Annotated in this window: 11 protein-coding genes and 1 tRNA gene; 6 read left to right on the top strand and 6 right to left on the bottom strand. The window is 68.6% G+C overall.

Going from position 1 to position 15,701, the window contains the following annotated elements; translation table 11 throughout:
* The first annotated feature begins 7 nt into the window (after positions 1-7).
* The 3 genes from IM738_RS17355 (at position 8) to IM738_RS17345 (ending at position 2,637) form a co-directional block, all read left to right on the top strand.
* Positions 8-412 (top strand): DUF2946 domain-containing protein, encoded by a 405-nt coding sequence (locus tag IM738_RS17355; protein ID WP_236962303.1) that lies wholly within the window; start codon positions 8-10, stop codon positions 410-412.
* An 88-nt stretch (positions 413-500) separates the two neighbouring features.
* Entirely contained in the window at positions 501-1,142 is a 642-nt protein-coding gene (locus tag IM738_RS17350) for a Crp/Fnr family transcriptional regulator (RefSeq protein WP_236962302.1), read from the top strand.
* Between the two features lie 85 nt (positions 1,143-1,227).
* Entirely contained in the window at positions 1,228-2,637 is a 1,410-nt protein-coding gene (locus tag IM738_RS17345) for a PepSY-associated TM helix domain-containing protein (protein WP_236962301.1), read from the top strand.
* A 19-nt stretch (positions 2,638-2,656) separates the two neighbouring features.
* Here the strand turns inward: IM738_RS17345 and IM738_RS17340 are convergent, their stop codons facing one another.
* Positions 2,657-3,784: an ABC transporter ATP-binding protein gene (locus IM738_RS17340; protein WP_236962300.1), complete on the bottom strand. Its 1,128-nt coding sequence runs from the start codon at positions 3,782-3,784 to the stop codon at positions 2,657-2,659.
* Between the two features lie 142 nt (positions 3,785-3,926).
* Here IM738_RS17340 and IM738_RS17335 point away from each other — a divergent pair, with 142 nt between their 5' ends.
* A complete protein-coding gene (locus IM738_RS17335; RefSeq protein ID WP_236962299.1) occupies positions 3,927-5,534 on the top strand; it encodes an ABC transporter permease in 1,608 nt (535 codons plus the stop codon).
* A gap of 88 nt (positions 5,535-5,622) precedes the next feature.
* On the top strand, positions 5,623-6,876 hold the full coding sequence (locus IM738_RS17330) for a hypothetical protein (RefSeq protein WP_236962298.1): 1,254 nt from the start codon (positions 5,623-5,625) through the stop codon (positions 6,874-6,876).
* Between the two features lie 198 nt (positions 6,877-7,074).
* Here IM738_RS17330 and IM738_RS17325 read toward each other — a convergent pair whose 3' ends face one another.
* Positions 7,075-7,497, bottom strand: a complete 423-nt coding sequence (locus IM738_RS17325; RefSeq protein ID WP_236962297.1) for a MarR family winged helix-turn-helix transcriptional regulator — start codon at positions 7,495-7,497, stop codon at positions 7,075-7,077.
* A 115-nt stretch (positions 7,498-7,612) separates the two neighbouring features.
* On the opposite strand from IM738_RS17325, the gene IM738_RS17320 reads away from it, so the two are divergent.
* Positions 7,613-8,110, top strand: a complete 498-nt coding sequence (locus IM738_RS17320) for a DUF2798 domain-containing protein (RefSeq protein WP_236962296.1) — start codon at positions 7,613-7,615, stop codon at positions 8,108-8,110.
* Between the two features lie 141 nt (positions 8,111-8,251).
* Here IM738_RS17320 and IM738_RS17315 read toward each other — a convergent pair.
* From IM738_RS17315 to IM738_RS17300, 4 genes are all read right to left on the bottom strand, one after another.
* Positions 8,252-8,326, bottom strand: a tRNA-Arg gene (locus tag IM738_RS17315).
* Positions 8,327-8,366: 40 nt separating this feature from the next.
* Positions 8,367-12,527: a translocation/assembly module TamB domain-containing protein gene (locus IM738_RS17310; protein WP_236962295.1), complete on the bottom strand. Its 4,161-nt coding sequence runs from the start codon at positions 12,525-12,527 to the stop codon at positions 8,367-8,369.
* 5 nt (positions 12,528-12,532) lie between these two features.
* Positions 12,533-14,500, bottom strand: a complete 1,968-nt coding sequence (locus tag IM738_RS17305; RefSeq protein WP_236962294.1) for an autotransporter assembly complex protein TamA — start codon at positions 14,498-14,500, stop codon at positions 12,533-12,535.
* 6 nt (positions 14,501-14,506) lie between these two features.
* Positions 14,507-15,694: a vWA domain-containing protein gene (locus IM738_RS17300; RefSeq protein WP_236962293.1), complete on the bottom strand. Its 1,188-nt coding sequence runs from the start codon at positions 15,692-15,694 to the stop codon at positions 14,507-14,509.
* Between the last annotated feature and the right edge of the window lie 7 nt (positions 15,695-15,701).

Genomic DNA, 15,701 nt, shown 5'->3' with positions numbered 1-15,701 from the left:
CTGCACCATGTCCCTGGCCAGCTCCTCTCTGCTGCGGCGCATCGCGCACGGGCTGGCGTTCGCCATGCTGCTGGCCACCCTGGCACCCGCGGTGTCGCGCACGCTGGCCTCGTGGCGCGCGCCGGGACAGGGCGACTGGGTGGAGGTGTGTTCCAGCCAGGGCATGCAATGGGTGCAGGTGGACGCTGGCACCGTCGGCAACCAGGGCGGTGTGCCGTCGCAGGACCCCGAGGCGATGGACCTGTGTGGTCACTGCGTCCTGGCCGCCGAGCGGTTCGCGCCGCTGATTCCCTCCCTGCCGGTGGTGGAGACCGAGGCGGGTCACTGGCCTCACCCGCTGTTTGTGGCGCGCGTTTGGGCTTCGCGTGCAGCGCCCAGCCCCTCCGCCCGGGGCCCGCCTCTCCTGACCTGAGTGTTGCGGACGGCCTTGCCCGTCCGCCCGGATGCCACGCGCCCGCGGAGGGTTTTGCGTGGCCCCTTCTCATGTTCAGGAGACTTTCATGTGGGTACCCGAAGTGCCGCCGGTGCGCGATGTCGCCGGCAACCAGACCGTTTTTCAGGCCGGTGAGGCCGGGCCGGTGTGGCGCGTGGTCGAAGGCGTGGTGCGGCTGGACCGTGACCACGGCCCTCAGGCGCTGCCTGTGCAGCTGGCCTTGCCCGGTGACCTCATCGGCATCGAAGGCCTGTGCGACCAGCGCTACCAGTTCACGGCCATTGCGTTCACCGGATGCCGCCTCGAAGCGGTGTCACAGCCCTCTCTGAGCTCTGCCGGATTGCGCGATGCGCTCATGCGCCAGGTCCTGTTGCAACAGCAGGAGCGCTTGCAAGACATGGCCCGCCTGCGCACAGGCAGCGTGATGCAGCGCATGGCGCACCTGCTGCGCCTGCTGGGGCTGCCCTGGCAGTCGCCCGAAGAGGTCCCCACCGGGCAGGCCGATGCCATCCGCGCGGCCCTGCCGGGTCTGCGTGAGCTGGCGCAGGTGGTGGACGCCAAGACCGAAACGGTCTGTCGTGCGCTGGCCCAGTTGCTGCCCCCGCGCAGCCGCAAGAGCGGGCCACCCCGGCACAAGCTCTCGCTGCTGCCCATGGGTCGGGCGATGGACTGGACGGTCCGCCGCCCGGCGTTGGCGGTGGCGGCATGACGCCGTGCCGGCATCCGTCAGAGCGGGTTGCCCCAACCCTATTTTTCACTTCACCCACCCACACGATGTTGAACAGGCAACACCCATGAACACCCCCATCGATCCCCCCGCCCCATCGGTGCCTGCGTCCAGGCTGCCGCGCTTTTACGCCGTCGCCTGGCGCTGGCATTTTTATGCCGGCCTTTACGTGGTCCCCTTCCTGCTCATGCTGGCCCTCACCGGCCTGGTCATGGTGTTTTTCACCGGTTTCCAGGACCGCCTGGGTTGGAAGGTGAGCGTGGCGCCGCAGGCCGAAGCACAGGCCGTCACGGTGCAGGCCCAGGCCGTGTTCACCCGGTTTCCCGAGGCGAGCCTGAAGGAGTACGTGACCCCTCGCGGCGCCGATGCGCCGAGCTGGTTTGTGGTGAAACACCAGGACGCGACCGAGGCCATCGCCGTCAACCCGTACACGGCGGAGGTACTGAAGGTGGTGGACAAGGACAACACCCTGTTTGCCTGGGCCGAGCGCATCCACGGCACGCTGCTGATCGGCGATGTGGGCGACCGCCTCATCGAGGTCGCTGCGGGGCTGGGCATCGTGCTGATCGTCAGCGGCCTCTACCTCTGGTGGCCACGCGGCGACACGGCTTGGGCCCAGGTGCTGGTGCCCAACCTGCGGGCGCGCGGGCGCGCGTGGTGGAAGTCCTTGCACGCCAGCGTGGGCTTCTGGCTCAGCGCGGTGCTGCTGGGCTTTCTGTTGACCGGTCTGTCGTGGACCGGGGTGTGGGGCGGCCAGTTGATGCAACCCTGGGGCAGCTTCCCCGACACCAAGTGGGACAAGGTCCCGAAGTCGGACGCCACACACGCGAGCCTGAACCCCGACGGCTTGCACGAGGTGCCCTGGGGCCTGGAGCAGACGCGACTGCCCGCGTCGGGCTCCACCGCCGGCACGCCCGGTGTGCCCGGCGACCAGCCGGTCAATCTGGACGGCGTGGCCCGCCTGGCCCAAACGCTCGGCTTCCAGGGCCAGCACCACATCCAGGTGCCCCAGGCCGCCGACGGTGTGTTCACCATCTCGGCGGACAGCATGAGCGGTGACCTGCGCAACCCCTGGGGTGACCGCACCGTTCATGTGGACCGCTACACCGGGCGGGTGCTGGCCGAGGCCCGGTTTGCCGACTACGCGCCGATGGGCAAGGTCATGGCGGTGGGCATCGCGCTGCACCAGGGCGACCTCGGGCTGTGGAGCGCGTGGCTCAACGTGCTGTTCTGTTCGGGCGTGGCGTTTCTGTGCGTCAGCGGCATCGTCATGTGGTGGAAGCGCCGCCCGGCCGGCTCGGGGCGCCTGGCCGCGCCGCCACGGCCCCAGAACCTTGCGCTGTGGAAGACCGGCGCGGTGGTGATGCTGGTGGCCGCGCTGGCCTTCCCGCTGTCGGGCGCGGTGTTGCTGAGTGTGCTGTTGCTGGACTGGCTGGTGATTTCCCGCCTGCCCGGTGTGAAGGCCGCGCTGAGCTGAGATCCGAAGGGTGCGCCGCTCAGCGCTGAGCGGCGAGACCCGCCACGCGCGCCACGCCCGGCGCGGGCGGCGAGGTGGCCAGGCCGCCGCGCGCGAAGGTGACCACGTGGTCCACCTCGGCGCGGATGCCGATCCACTCACCCACGGCGTGGTTGTGGTGCGAGGGCACGTGGGTCATCAGCGTCTCGCCGGTGTTCAGTCGCAGCGTGTAGAGAAACTCGGACCCCCGGAAGGCCTTGCGGGTGATCTGCGCCTTCACCGGTGCAAGGTCGTCGTGCACGATGTCGTCGGCCCGCAGCAGCACGTCGCACAGCCCCGCTTCGTAGGCCGTGGGCAGCGGGCACTCGTCCACGTCGAGCAGTGCGCCCAGCGGGGTCTGCACCACGACGTCGCCGCCGTGTTGCTGGATCTGGGCCGGCGTGAACACGCCGTGGCCGATGAACTCGGCCACGAAGCGCGTGGCCGGCCGGTGGTAGAGCGCGTAGGCGTCGTCCCACTGGTGCAGGTGGCCTTCGTGCATGACGCCGATCACGTCGCCGATCGCAAAGGCTTCGAGCTGGTCGTGCGTGACGAAGAGGGCGGTGGCGCCGGCGGCCTTCAGGATGCCGCGCACCTCGTGCGCCAGGCGCTCGCGCAGGTCCACGTCGAGGTTCGAAAACGGTTCGTCGAGCAGCAGCAGGCGCGGGCGCGGCGCGAGCGCGCGGGCCAGCGCCACGCGTTGCTGCTGGCCGCCGGAGAGCTCGTGGGGGAAACGCGCCTGCATGCCGTCCAGGCCCACCAGCTGGAGCACCTCGGCCACGCGCCGGTCGCGCTCGTGGCGGGGCAGGGAGGCGATGCCAAAGGCCACGTTGCGGCCCACGTTCAGGTGCGGAAACAGCGCGTAGTCCTGGAACACCATGCCGATGCGGCGCTTTTCGGCGGGCACGTGGTGGCCTGCATCGCTCACCGTCTCGCGCTCCAGCGTGATGCTGCCGCTGTGGGCCTGCTCCAGGCCGGCCACCGCGCGCAGCAGGGTGGTCTTGCCGCAGCCCGAGGGGCCGATCAGCACGCCGATGTCGCCCGCCCGCAAGCCCAGCGAGACGCCGTCCACGGCGGGATGCGGCTGGCCGGGGTACTGAACGCTCAGGTGGCTGACGTTGAGGAACATGGTGGGTCATTCTAGATGACTACAATTCTCATTTGTGTTGACGCAGGTCAAGCCAGGCGGCGCGCAGCGGCCGGTGTGGCCAAAGAGGCCATGCCATGATCACGGCCATGCCCTCATCCCATCCATCCCCACAAGCCCGCCCATGACCCGCTGGTGGCCCACCGCCCTGTTGCTGCTGCTCGCCCTGTTGCTGACCCTGCCGGTGCTGTCGCTGCTGGGTTCGTGGCTGCAGCTGGACGCCGCCGCCCGCCAGGTGCTGGCCGAGATGGGGCGCACCGTGCTGCCGGATTACGTGTTCACCTCGCTGCTGCTGTGCCTGAGCGTGGCGCTGGGGGTGGCGGTGGTGGGCATGTCGGCGGCCAGCGCGGTCACGCTGTTTGACTTTCCCGGGCGCCGGGTGTTCGAGTGGGCGCTGCTGCTCCCTCTGGCCATGCCGGCCTATGTGGTGGCCTACGCCTACACCGACTTCCTGCAGTTCAGCGGCCCGCTGCAGACCGGTCTGCGCGACAGCTTCGGGCTGCGCGGCCGGGTGTTCCCTGAAATCCGCAACACCGCGGGTGCGGTCTGGGTGTTCACCTTCTCGCTCTACCCCTATGTCTACCTGCTGGCGCGCACCGCGCTCTCCGAACGCGCCGCGCAGTTGATGGAGGCCGCGCGCCTGCTGGGCGCGCCGCTCTCGCGCCGCATCCGCGAGGTCGCGCTGCCGCTGGCGCGCCCGGCGGTCGCGGCCGGGGTGGCGCTCGCGCTCATGGAGACGCTGGCCGACTTCGGCGTGGCGAGCTATTTCGGCATCCAGACCTTCACCGCCGGCATCTACAAGGCCTGGCTGTCGATGGACATGCCGCTGGCGGCCGCGCAACTCGCCACCATGCTGCTGGCCCTGGTGGCGCTGCTGCTGTGGCTGGAGCAGCGGGCGCAGCGGCGCATGCGTTTCGCGTCGCTGCGGGGTCAGCGCGCCGGCAGTGCCGAGGCGCAACCGGTGCGCCTGCGCGGCGCGCGGGCGGCCGTGGTCTGGCTGGCCTGCGGGTTGCCGATCCTGTTTGGCTTTGTGTTGCCGGTGATCTTCATGCTGCGCCCGCTGCTGGGCGGCTGGGAGTCCCTGCCCTGGACGCAGTTCGTGCAGTGGTCGGGCAACAGCGTTCGGCTGGCGGCCCTGAGCGCCGCGGTGGCCACAGCGCTGGCGCTGGCTCTGGCGTTCGCCGCGCGCGCGCGCCCGGGCTTCGTGACCCGGTTCGTGGTGCAGCTCGCCAGCCTGGGTTACGCGGTGCCGGGCGCGGTCATCGTGGTCGGCCTGCTGCTGCCCGTGGGCTGGTGGATGGTCGCGCGCCCCGAGTCCAGCGTGGGCTACTGGATCACCGCCACCGCACTGGGCATCGTCTGGGCCTACATGGTGCGCTTCACCGCGGTGGCGCTGCAGTCGGTGCAGAGCGGCTATGCCCGCATCCCGGCCAGCCTGGACGACTCGGCGCGCATGCTCGGCACCACCGGACTGGGCCTGGCCCTGCGTGTGCACTGGCCGCTGCTCAGGCGGTCCACGGCGGCGGCCGCGCTGCTGGTGTTTGTGGACGTGATGAAAGAACTGCCCGCCACCCTGGTGCTGCGGCCCTTCAACAGCGACACCCTGGCCGTGGTCACCTACCAGCTCGCGCGCGACGAGCGGCTCGGAGAGGCGGCGCTGCCCGCGCTCACCCTGGTGCTGGTGGGCCTGCTGCCGGTGATCCTGCTCAGCCGCACCTTGCGCCAGCGCTGAGGGCAGGACGGCTGTTGGACGAAGCCTCGCATGCGAACAGCTCACTTGCGCACCTTGTCTTGTATATAGCCCCATTCAGAGGAACCACATGCCGCTTTATGAGATCACGAGGGACAGCCTCACACCGATTGCCCAAAAGACATTTACTGAGTTGGGGTTTCAAGAACGGGCCAATATTCAGCGAGCCGTGCGAGCGCACATCGCGGCCATCACGCCAGGTGTGAGGACCATGGTTTTGGCTGAAGAGTTTGGTGATTGGGTAGGGGCCAATCGGAGAATTGACTTGCTCTGCTTGGACGAAGAAGCTCGGCTGGTGGTCGTCGAACTGAAGCGGGAGGACGGAGCCCATATGGAGCTTCAGGCTTTGCGATATGCGGCCATGGTCTCGACGATGCGATTCGATCAAGCTGTGGAAGCACATCGCAAGTACCTAAAGTCAATGGGTTCATCTGAAGATCCCGAGCAGGCGATACGAGACTTTTTGGAGATTGAGGATGGCCAGGTTGCGTTGTCAGAGGAGGTCAGAATCGTGTTGGCGGCGTCAGACTTTCCACAAGAGCTGACCACGACTGTTCTCTGGCTCAACAAACAAGGCTTGGATATCCGTTGCGTCCAAATGCGACCACACTTGGTAGATCAGCGGGTATTGATCGACATACAACAAGTGATCCCGCTCCCCGAAGCTGAGCAATATCAGGTAGCGGTTCGCGAGAAGTCTATGGAACAGGCTGCTGCACGTCCATCCTCACGAGATTGGACTCGCTTTGACCTTGTAATCGGCGATCAGATCTTCACGAATCTTCCCAAGCGTCGTCTGATTTATGAGGTTGTGAAGGAGGCTCTGCGTCGTGGCTTGACACCCAGTCAGATCGGTGCAGCTGTGCCTTGGAGAGAAAGCACGATATTTCTTTCGGCAGATGGGCAACTTGACTCCTTGACCTTTCAATCTGTGGGCGGCGAAAAGTCACTGGCTCGCTACTACAGCGCCGACGAGGACATCTTTCATATCGGCGGAAAGACCTATGCGTTTTCCACGCAATGGGGATCACGAACGCGCGAGGCCATTGACAACATCAACAAGCTCATGCCCGAAGGAGCACCGGTCACATACGCGCCTACTACAAAGGTCGTTGACGAGGTGACCTATGGCGAGCACGTGATTCGGCAACGGGAGAACGGAAGCATTGAGGTTGAGCGAAACGGTGTTCCGATGCAGCCGGTCAAGCCAGTGCTCAGAGAGTTGGCGATGAAGTTGCAACTGTTGCCGCAAAACGGACGTGGCAATGATCTCAATACTCGCCAGTTGGGCGCACAGGTGGTTCGTGCCGTAAAAGAGTTGTGACGCCTGCGCTTGACGGCGCGCTCTGGGGTGATTCTCACTCTCTGCCGCAAGGTGCTGGCATGTGGCTTGTTTGGTCACGTTGGCCCACTTGCCTTGATCCGTTGTTGATGCCTCGGTGCGTGCGAAAGCGGTCGATCACCATGCAGAATGCCTCGACCCAATAGAAGGTTTCAAGGCGCAGTCAGCTCAACGCTGGTGTCAATCCGTCTCGTCCGAGGGCAGTCGTGTTTCGACGCGCTGCTTCAGTGCCACAAGCTGCTCGGTCAGCGAGCGCAGATCGGCTGCCCGCAGCCCACCAAAAAGCAGCTCGGCCACACCCGCTTCGGCCTGCTCGAAGCGCTGCACCTTCGCCACACCGGCCGGAGTAGGTAACAGCCGGTGGCTGCGTCGGTCTTCCGGGTGTTCTTCTTTGACCAGAAGGCCTAGGTCCAGCAGCTCCCTGACCAGCCGCGCGACCTGGCCCTTGTCGCGGCCGGTCCGCTGGGCCAGGCCCTGCTGGGTGATGCCCGGGGTGCGCTGGCAAAGCTGCAGCATACGCAGGAGCATGGGCGCCACAGCCGGTTCGGCGCCGTCCTGCAGTTCGTGGCGCATGGCCTGCTTGACGCTGCCAAACAGCGACATCAGAGACTCTAGGGCAGCGATTTGGGGGATCGTGGAGGGTTGTCTCATACTTGAGTGGTTGATAAGGTCAACCAAATGCGTTATTGTGTTGACATTGTCAACCAAATTGATCCGCATGAAAACCTCTGATGTGACCTCCACCATGCCGGCGACCCCGGCTCCTTCGCCCGCCCCGGGCTTTCGCTGGCGCCGCCTGGTGCCGCTGGTCACTGTCATACCGGCCATCTCCCTGATCCTCAGTGGCGTGATCACCTGGGTCAATCTGGGCTGGGTCGATGACTTTTTCTCGCGCTGGATGCTGGCTTTTGCCACCGCCCTGCCCGTGATGCCTCTGGGCATGTTGATCCTGGTGGCGCTGGACCGCGTGCTCGGGCCGCGACTGTCGGCCTGGCCCCACGGATTGGCGACGCTGGTGCTGGCGCTGTGCACGGCGTTGGTGATGGAGCTGCTGATGGCCACCGCCGTGACGCTGAGCAACCAGGGGCTGAGCGCGGCGTTCCCTGCGCAATGGGTGACGGCCTATTTGCGTTCCCTGCCGGTCGGTGTGGTGATCGGCCTGGTGATGGCCTTTCTGATCAAACCGCGACTGAACCGCTGGATGGCGGCGGCATGAGCATTTCTGTACCCCCAAATGTGCCCCCATGTGCCTCGGTATGTCCCTGCACCATTCAGAACCATCTCGGCAACAGGCTGATGCCTTTCATAGGCAGAAAGCAAAAAGCCGGAAGGCTTTGGACCATTCCGGCTTTCAAGGTGGTACCACCAACAGGAATCGAACCTGTATCTAGCGCTTAGGAGGCGCTCGTTCTATCCATTGAACTATGGCGGCGAAGGCGAGGCTGGATTGTAAGTGGGCTCCACGCGCTGGTTCAGTCGAAGCGGTGGGTGAAGATCAGGTCGATCGCGTTTTCGGTGCCGGCCCGGGCTCGCAGGGTCAGGCGGCGCGAGAGGTCGTACAGGATGGAGACGGTGCTCATGGCGCCGGCCAGGCTCTGTTCGTAGCTCAGGTAGAGGTCGCTGGAGAGGCGTTTGCCGACGGTGACTGCGGCCTGGGTGGTGGTGCCGTCGCTGCCGGTGCTGGGGGCCGCGAAGCCGATTTCGTCCAGGCCCAGGGTGCGCGCCAGCGCGCCGTCCAGCGGTTCACCGCCTTGCGACAGCAGGCGCCGCGCGGCCTGCTGCAACACGAACGCCTGCGCCCCGGCGGTCGAGGCCGGGCGCCCCAGCACCAGCCAAGCGAGCTTGTCGGCCTCGGGCATGTCGGGGTCGGCAAACAGGCTCACGCGGGGCGCCTGCGCGTTGCCGCTGATCTGCACGCCCACGCGCTGCTCGACGTTGGCGGGCAGCTTGCGCACCGCGCGGATGTCGAGCGCCGGGTCGTCGTAGGGGCCGGTGAAACGCAGCGCGCCCGATTCGATGTTGAGTTGCTGGTCGTAGGCGCGGTAGGTGCCGCTGGCGGTGCGCACCTCGCCCAGCACGCGCGGCGTGGGCAGCGCCGGCGTGGCCTGCACCGTGAGCTGGCCTTCGAGCCGTGTCTGCAGGCCCTGGCCGCGCACCTCGAAACGCGGGCCCAGGTCGAGCTGGATCGAGACGTCGGCCTGCACGCGCTGCGCCGACCCTGCCTCGGTGGGCAGGGTCCGGGTGCTGCGCACGACCACATCGTTCCCCAGGGTGGGCGCGAGTTCGTCGGGCAGGATGAACATGGCGCTGTCGGCCTTGAGCTGCCCGCGCAGCCGCAACAGCGCGCCTTCAAGCTGGGCGTTGATCTCGCCCGAGAGCGTGAGGCGGCGGTCGGGCCGGTTGGAGACGCGCAGGCGTTGCGCCCTGGCCTGCAGGTTGATGAGCGGTTCGCGCGACAGGCCGTTGGCCGTCGGCCGCCAGGTGGCCTCGCCGCTGGCGTCGAGCGTGCCGCCGGCTTCGGCGCCGCCCGGGCCTTGCAGACTGAAGCGGTCGACGCGGATGCGGTCGCCCGCGAGCGTGGCGCGCAACTGGCCGTTGGTGAGCGCGATGCCGTCGGCCACCGAGCGCAGGGCCAGCTCGTCGGCCTGCAGCGTGCCGCTCCAGGTGGGCGCACCCCGGGTGCCCGCGACGGTGGCATCGGCGTTGAGCGTGCCCTGCATGCGCCAGCCGGGCGGCGCCAGCACCGACCACACGCCCACCTGCGGCAGCCGCACCTGCGCGCTGCCCTGGATCGGGGTGTTGGCGGGCCACCAGCGCTCCAGCAGACTGGCCTCGGACGGTGCGCCGCCCGCGGCGACGGTGGCGTTCAACTCGGCGCTGGCCTGGCCCAGGCGCTCGGTGTCCCAGCGCAGCTGCGCGCGCCAGCGGCGGTCTTGCAAGGCCAGGCTCACGCGCGCGTCGCGCACGCCAGCGTCCAGCGAACCGTTGCCGTTGGCGGATGTGGCGTCGGCTGGACTGGGGGACCCTCCCCCCTGGCGCCAGCGCAGGCTGCCGCTGCGCCGTTGCAGGTTGGCGGTGAGCGCGGGCGGGGTGCTCGCGTCGGCGGGCAGGCGCACGTCCCACTCAGCGTCGAACAGCAGGTCGCCGCTCAGCCCCGCCGCCTGCAGCGGGCCGCGCGCATCCGGTTGCGCGAGGGCGGCGAGCATGTCGACCCAGGGCAGCGACAGGCCTTGCAGCCGGCCCTGCGTCTCCAGCGATGCGCCTTGCCAGCGCAATCGCTGCCAGGCCAGGGACAGCGGGGTGTCGGGGGCGGTGGCGCCCGCGTTCATCGGGCGCAGGAGCAAGGTGCCGGTGCCGGCGTCGAGCGACAGGGGTTGACCCGGCGCTCCCGTCCAGCCGATGCGCAGCGGCTGCGGGCTCTCCAGCGCCCAGCCTGTGGCGGTCGCTTTCGGGTCGGCGGGGTTGGGCACCGGGTTCAGTCGCAGGGCAAGGCGGCTCAAATCGAGTTGACCCCCTTCACGCAACACCGCGTTGGCGCGCAACTGCCCGGCCGCGTCGAGCGACGCACGCCAGGGCGCTGCGGTGGCGCTGCCCTGTGCGTTGACCTGCAACGCCTGCAAAGGCCCCTGTGCCTGCAGCGCGATGCCCGCGAACGCGAGCGGGCCGGTGGCGTCGCTCTCCAGCGCCAGCCTTGGCACGTTCAACGCCGCCTCCAGGCGCAGCGGCGCCACGGCATCGGGGGTGGTGCCCGGCGCGGCCGGCCAGCCGAGCGCGCCCAGCCCACCGGTCCATTTCAAAGAGGCCTTCGCTTCACCCTCGGCGCTCTGCATGCCCAGCGCCGCAAGCGCCTGGCGCACGGGCTCGCCCACCCAGGGCAGGGCCTGCAGGCTGCGCACCCAGGCCAGTGCGCGCGCTGCGCTCGCGAGTTGCAGCGTGGTTTCGCCCTGGCCCTGCGCGTGCGAAGTGAGGCCTTTCCACGCCAGGTTCAGGCCGGGCAGCGCCAGGCTGCCCTGGCCGTCGTGGCGCAGCCGCGCCGTGTCCAGTTGTCCTTGGGCGTCGAGCTGCGCGCCCGCGAGGGCGATGTGGGCCTCCGCCAGTTGCAGCAGGCCGTGCCAGGCCGGTGGCGCAGGTGTGCCCGCCACGGTCGGAGCCGGTTGCCACTGCCCTTTGACCCGCACCTCGCTTTGCCGCAGCGAGGCGAGCGACACGCCGGCCGGCTGGCGCACCGAGGGCGTGACCCGGGCGCTCAGCTCCACAGCCTGCGGCGCGCTGGCGGTGGGCGCGGCGCGCGCGCTGGCCTGGGCGTCCAGGGCCGCCGGTGGCAGGGTGCTCCAGAGCAGGGCCGGGCGAACGCCGCTGGCCGTGGCTTCGCCTTGCCAGGCGGTGGGCAGGCTGGCGCCGCCAGCGGTGTCGAGGTCGAACGCGCCTTGGGCCTTCAAGGTTCCGCCGCCCAGCTCGGCCCGCAGGTCCGACACGGTCCAGCGCACGCCGCGCTGATGAACCTCGGCGCTCAGGCTCTGCAGCGGGAGCCGCGCCTGGTCGGCCGGGCCGGGCAGGGCGTTGGCCAGCGTCACGCTCGCGCGCCAGGCGGCGCCGTCGGGCTGCGCCTGCAGGCGGCCGCTGAGCGCGGTCACCGGCGCGGCGGGCCACAGCGCGGCCAGGTTCAGCGCCTGGGCGTTGGCATCGGCGCTGACCAGTGGCTGGCTCGCCCAGGGCATCACGCGCGCGGTGAGCGCGAGCGAGGGCATGGGGTCGGTTGGTCTTGCGGGTGCGGCGCTGCCTTGCACCTGGGCCGTGATGTCCAGTGCCGCTGCAGCTCCGCCCAGGTTGCCGCGCACCTGCGCCTGGGCCGCTAGGTTCATGGCCTCGCCGTCGGGCACCCGGGTGGGCAAGGTGCCTTGCAGGTCCAGCGCCAGCGGCATGGGCGCCTCGGCGCCCAGGGTCAGTGCGCCCTGGTAGCGGCCGTCGGCGAGTTGCAGGGTGTCCAGCCGCAACCGGTGGGCGAAGGCGATGCCGGTGGTTTCGGGCAGCGCGGGCGTGTCGCTGGAGGGCGCCAGCAGGCCATAGTTGTAGTGACCCCGGATGTCGCTGAGCGTGAACGGCGAGGCGTCGGTGCCGATGCGCTCGAAGCGATCCACCGAGAAGGCCAGGCTCACCGGCAGCGGCAGCACGAGCCGCTCCAGCGGCTCGGTGGGCGTGGGTTCGCGGGTGTCGGTGATGCGCAGCAGCCGCAGGTGTGCCGCGCTGGGGTGCACGCCCCGCCCGCGCAGGAGACCGAGCCACAGCGCGTCGTCCCACTGCAGCACCACGCCTTCCGCGTGCACGGCCAGCGCGCCCCGGTGCCAGTCCATCGCCGCCACCTTCACGCCGCCGCGCACGCTGCCCTCGACGCCCTGGGTGCGCAGCGTGCCCACCGTGTCGGCGCGCCGCTCCATCCAGCGCACGGCCCAGTCCACCGCCTGCGCCGCCGAGCCCGGCGTGCCGGCCCACCACCAGGTGGTGGCCAATGTGGTGATCACCACCGCCAGCAGAACGGTCAGCGAACGGACCACGAACCGGACCACGCGCCTTTTCGGGCGCGGCGAGGGTGCCGGTTCTGGCTGCGTGGGGGGCGTCTCGTCGGTGGCGCTCATCGGTGTCAGAAACTGAAGCCCACGTTCAGGTGCAGGCGCAGCCGCTTCGGCGTGACGCCATAGGCCAGGTCGAGTTGCAGCGGCCCCACCGGGCTGTTGTAGCGCACGCCCGCGCCCACGCCGACCCGCGCCGTGGAGGGCGTGGTGCGGTTGGTCACGGTGCCGGCGTCCACAAACAGCACGCTTTCCCAGTCGGTGCGCACGCCTTCGCGCCAGATCGGGCGCTGCCATTCGAAACTTGCCACTGCGAGGTAACGGCCGGCGGTCACGCTGCCGTCGGGCTGCTCCACGCCGATGTCGCGCAGGCCGTAGCCGCGCACCGTGTTGTCGCCGCCGGTGAGGAACAGCTGCGTGTCGGGAATCGGCGCGCTCTGCTGGGCCAGCACCGCGCCTCCCTGCAACCGCAGCGCCAGGCGCCCGAGCCGGCTGCGCGCGGCCGTGATGTCGGAGGGGCGGTTGTCCGCTGCGACGGTGGGCGCGCTGCCCAGCGGCCAGTAGGCCAGCCAGCGGGCCTGGCTGGTGAAGAAGGGCTTGCGCGCGCCGTCCAGCGTGGTGCCCACGCCGAGCGTGAGCCCGAGACCGTAGCCCTCGTTGGGGTAGGGCAGGGTGTCGAAGCGGCGCCAGGTCCAGCCGTAGTTGGCCGATACCGCGGCCTCGTTGCCGTCGGACGAGGCCAGCGCCGAGACGGTGTTGACGGTGCGCGCGCGGTCGTACTGCACGAAATAGCGCCGGTCCAGCCGCGCCGTGGGCTGCGATTTGCCCAGACTGAGCCGCAGGCTGGAGACGGTGGTTTCGTCGTTGATCTGGCGCGCCAGCCGGCCGCCTGCGAGCCACTGCCATCCCTTGTCTTCGATCGGTGCGGTCCAGTCCGAGGACAGCAACTGGTCGTTGCGTTCGAGCTGCAGCTTGCTCAGGGCCTGCCAGCCCAGGCCGGTCAGGCGCAGGTGCTTGTGTTCGGCGGACAGGCGCGGGCCGTTGTTGGTGCTGCCGCCCACGCCGAGCACGATGCTCTGCAACGGCGCTTCCTTCACCTGCACCACCACGGGCGCGGGTGCGGCTTGGTCGTTGTCGGTCGCGTCCAGGTCCACGTAGGCGAACACCGAGCTGTAGTAGCCGGTGTCGACGATGCGCTGTTGCGCGTCCTGCAGCCGCGTGAGGCTGTAGTCGGTGCCCGGCCCCAGGCCCGCGAGCCGCACCAGCCGCTGCACGGTGACCGGGTCGTAGCGCTCGGCGCCGTTCAGCCGCACCTCGCCCACCGTCACCGGCGCGCCTGAGTCGAGCTCGATGTGCCAGAACGCCTGGTTCGCGCGGTTGTCGATGTCGCTCAGGCTGTTGACGATGCGCCCTCGCGGGTAGCGTTCGGCGGTGAGTTCGCGCAGCAGGTCCGACTTCAGACGGCTCCATCCGGCCTGCGTGAAGCCCTGGCCCACGGCCTGCTGGCTGCGTTGGCGCAGGGCCTCCCGCTGTCCGGCGGCCGCGTCGGCGCTGGCGATGTCGCCGCTGAGGTAGGCGGTCGCGGCGGCCACCTGGGTGGTCGGGCCCGGCGTCACGCGCACGAGCACCTCTCCCAGGCTGGGGGAAGCGCCGCCCGCCGGCGCCGCCGGCTCGCGGATCACCGAGATCTCGGGGGAAAAATAGCCTTGGGTGCCCAGCAGGTCGCGCAGGTTCTCGGGCGCCGCGACCAGCAGGCGGTCGAGTTCGCCCGCGTCGAGATCGGAGAGCGTGCGAAACCGCTGCAGCTCCATGTGGCGCAGCAAGAAGGCCTGCAGCGCCGGCGATGGGGCGTCGACACGGATGCCGAAGCGCTCGCTCGCGGGTGCGTCGCCCTCGGCCTCAGGCGAGACGATCGGCGAGGGCGCTGGTGCGCTGACGGCCGCAGGTTCGGGGCTTTGCGCCACCGCCACCACCGGCCAGAGCGCCAGAAAGCAAAAGAGCCGTGTGCTCACCACACGGCCCCGGAAGCGAAGGTTCATTCAGGTCTATTTCGAGAGCATTCTCATCGTCTCTTCCAGCCCACGCAGGGTCAGCGGGTGCATGCGCTGGCTCATGAGTTGCTGAATGATGCTGATGCTCTGTCGATACTGCCACACGCCCTGAGGTTCCGGGTTGATCCAGGCAAATTTGGGAAACGCGTGTGTGAGTCGTTGTAACCACTCGGCGCCCGCCTCTTCGTTGTTGTATTCCACGCTGCCGCCCGGCTGCAGGATTTCGTAGGGGCTCATGGTCGCATCGCCCACGAAGATCAGCTTGTAGTCCTTGTTGTACTTGCGGATGATGTCCAGCGTCGGGAACTTCTCGGCGTAGCGGCGCTTGTTGTTCTTCCACATGAAGTCGTAGACGCAGTTGTGGAAGTAATAGAACTCCAGGTGCTTGAACTCGCTCTTGACAGCGCTGAACAGCTCTTCGACGCGCTGGATGTGTTCGTCCATCGTGCCGCCCACGTCCATCAGCAGCAGCACCTTCACGTTGTTGTGCCGCTCCGGGATCATCTTGATGTCCAGCCAGCCCGCGTTGGCCGCGGTGGAGCGGATGGTGTCGGGCAGGTCCAGCTCCAGGTCGTTGCCCTCGCGCGCGAACTTGCGCAGGCGGCGCAGCGCCACCTTGATGTTGCGCGTGCCCAGCTCCTGTGTGTCGTCGTAGTCGCGGTACGCGCGCTGCTCCCACACCTTCACCGCCGACTTGTTGCCACCCTTGCCGCCGATGCGGATGCCCTGCGGGTTGGCGCCGCTGTGACCGAACGGCGAGGTGCCGCCGGTGCCGATCCACTTGCTGCCGCCTTCGTGGCGCTCTTTCTGTTCTTCGAGCCGCTTCTTGAGTGTCTCCATCAGCTCGTCCCAGTCCATCTTGGGCGCGTTGGCCTTCTGCTCGTCGGAGAGGATGCGCTCCATCTCCTGGCGCAGCCAGTCGGCTGGAATGGGTTTGGTGAAGTCCGCGATCATCTCCACGCCCTTGAAGTAGGCGGCGAAGGCGCGGTCGAACTTGTCGTAGTGCTTCTCGTCCTTCACCAGCGCCGTGCGGCTGAGGAAGTAGAAGTCGTCCATGGTGCAGGCGTCCGGGTTGGTCGGCCCCACCACATCCTGCTTCAAGGCTTCAAGCAGCGTGAGGTATTCCTTGACCGAAACTGGCAACTTGGCCGCGCGCAGGGTGTAGAAGAAGTCGATCAGCATGGTTTGG

It is taken from the genome of Hydrogenophaga sp. SL48 (genome assembly GCF_021729865.1).
GTDB lineage: Bacteria > Pseudomonadota > Gammaproteobacteria > Burkholderiales > Burkholderiaceae_C > Hydrogenophaga.
Note: the sequence above shows the minus strand (reverse complement) of the source record. Positions and strands in the feature narration are given on the sequence as shown.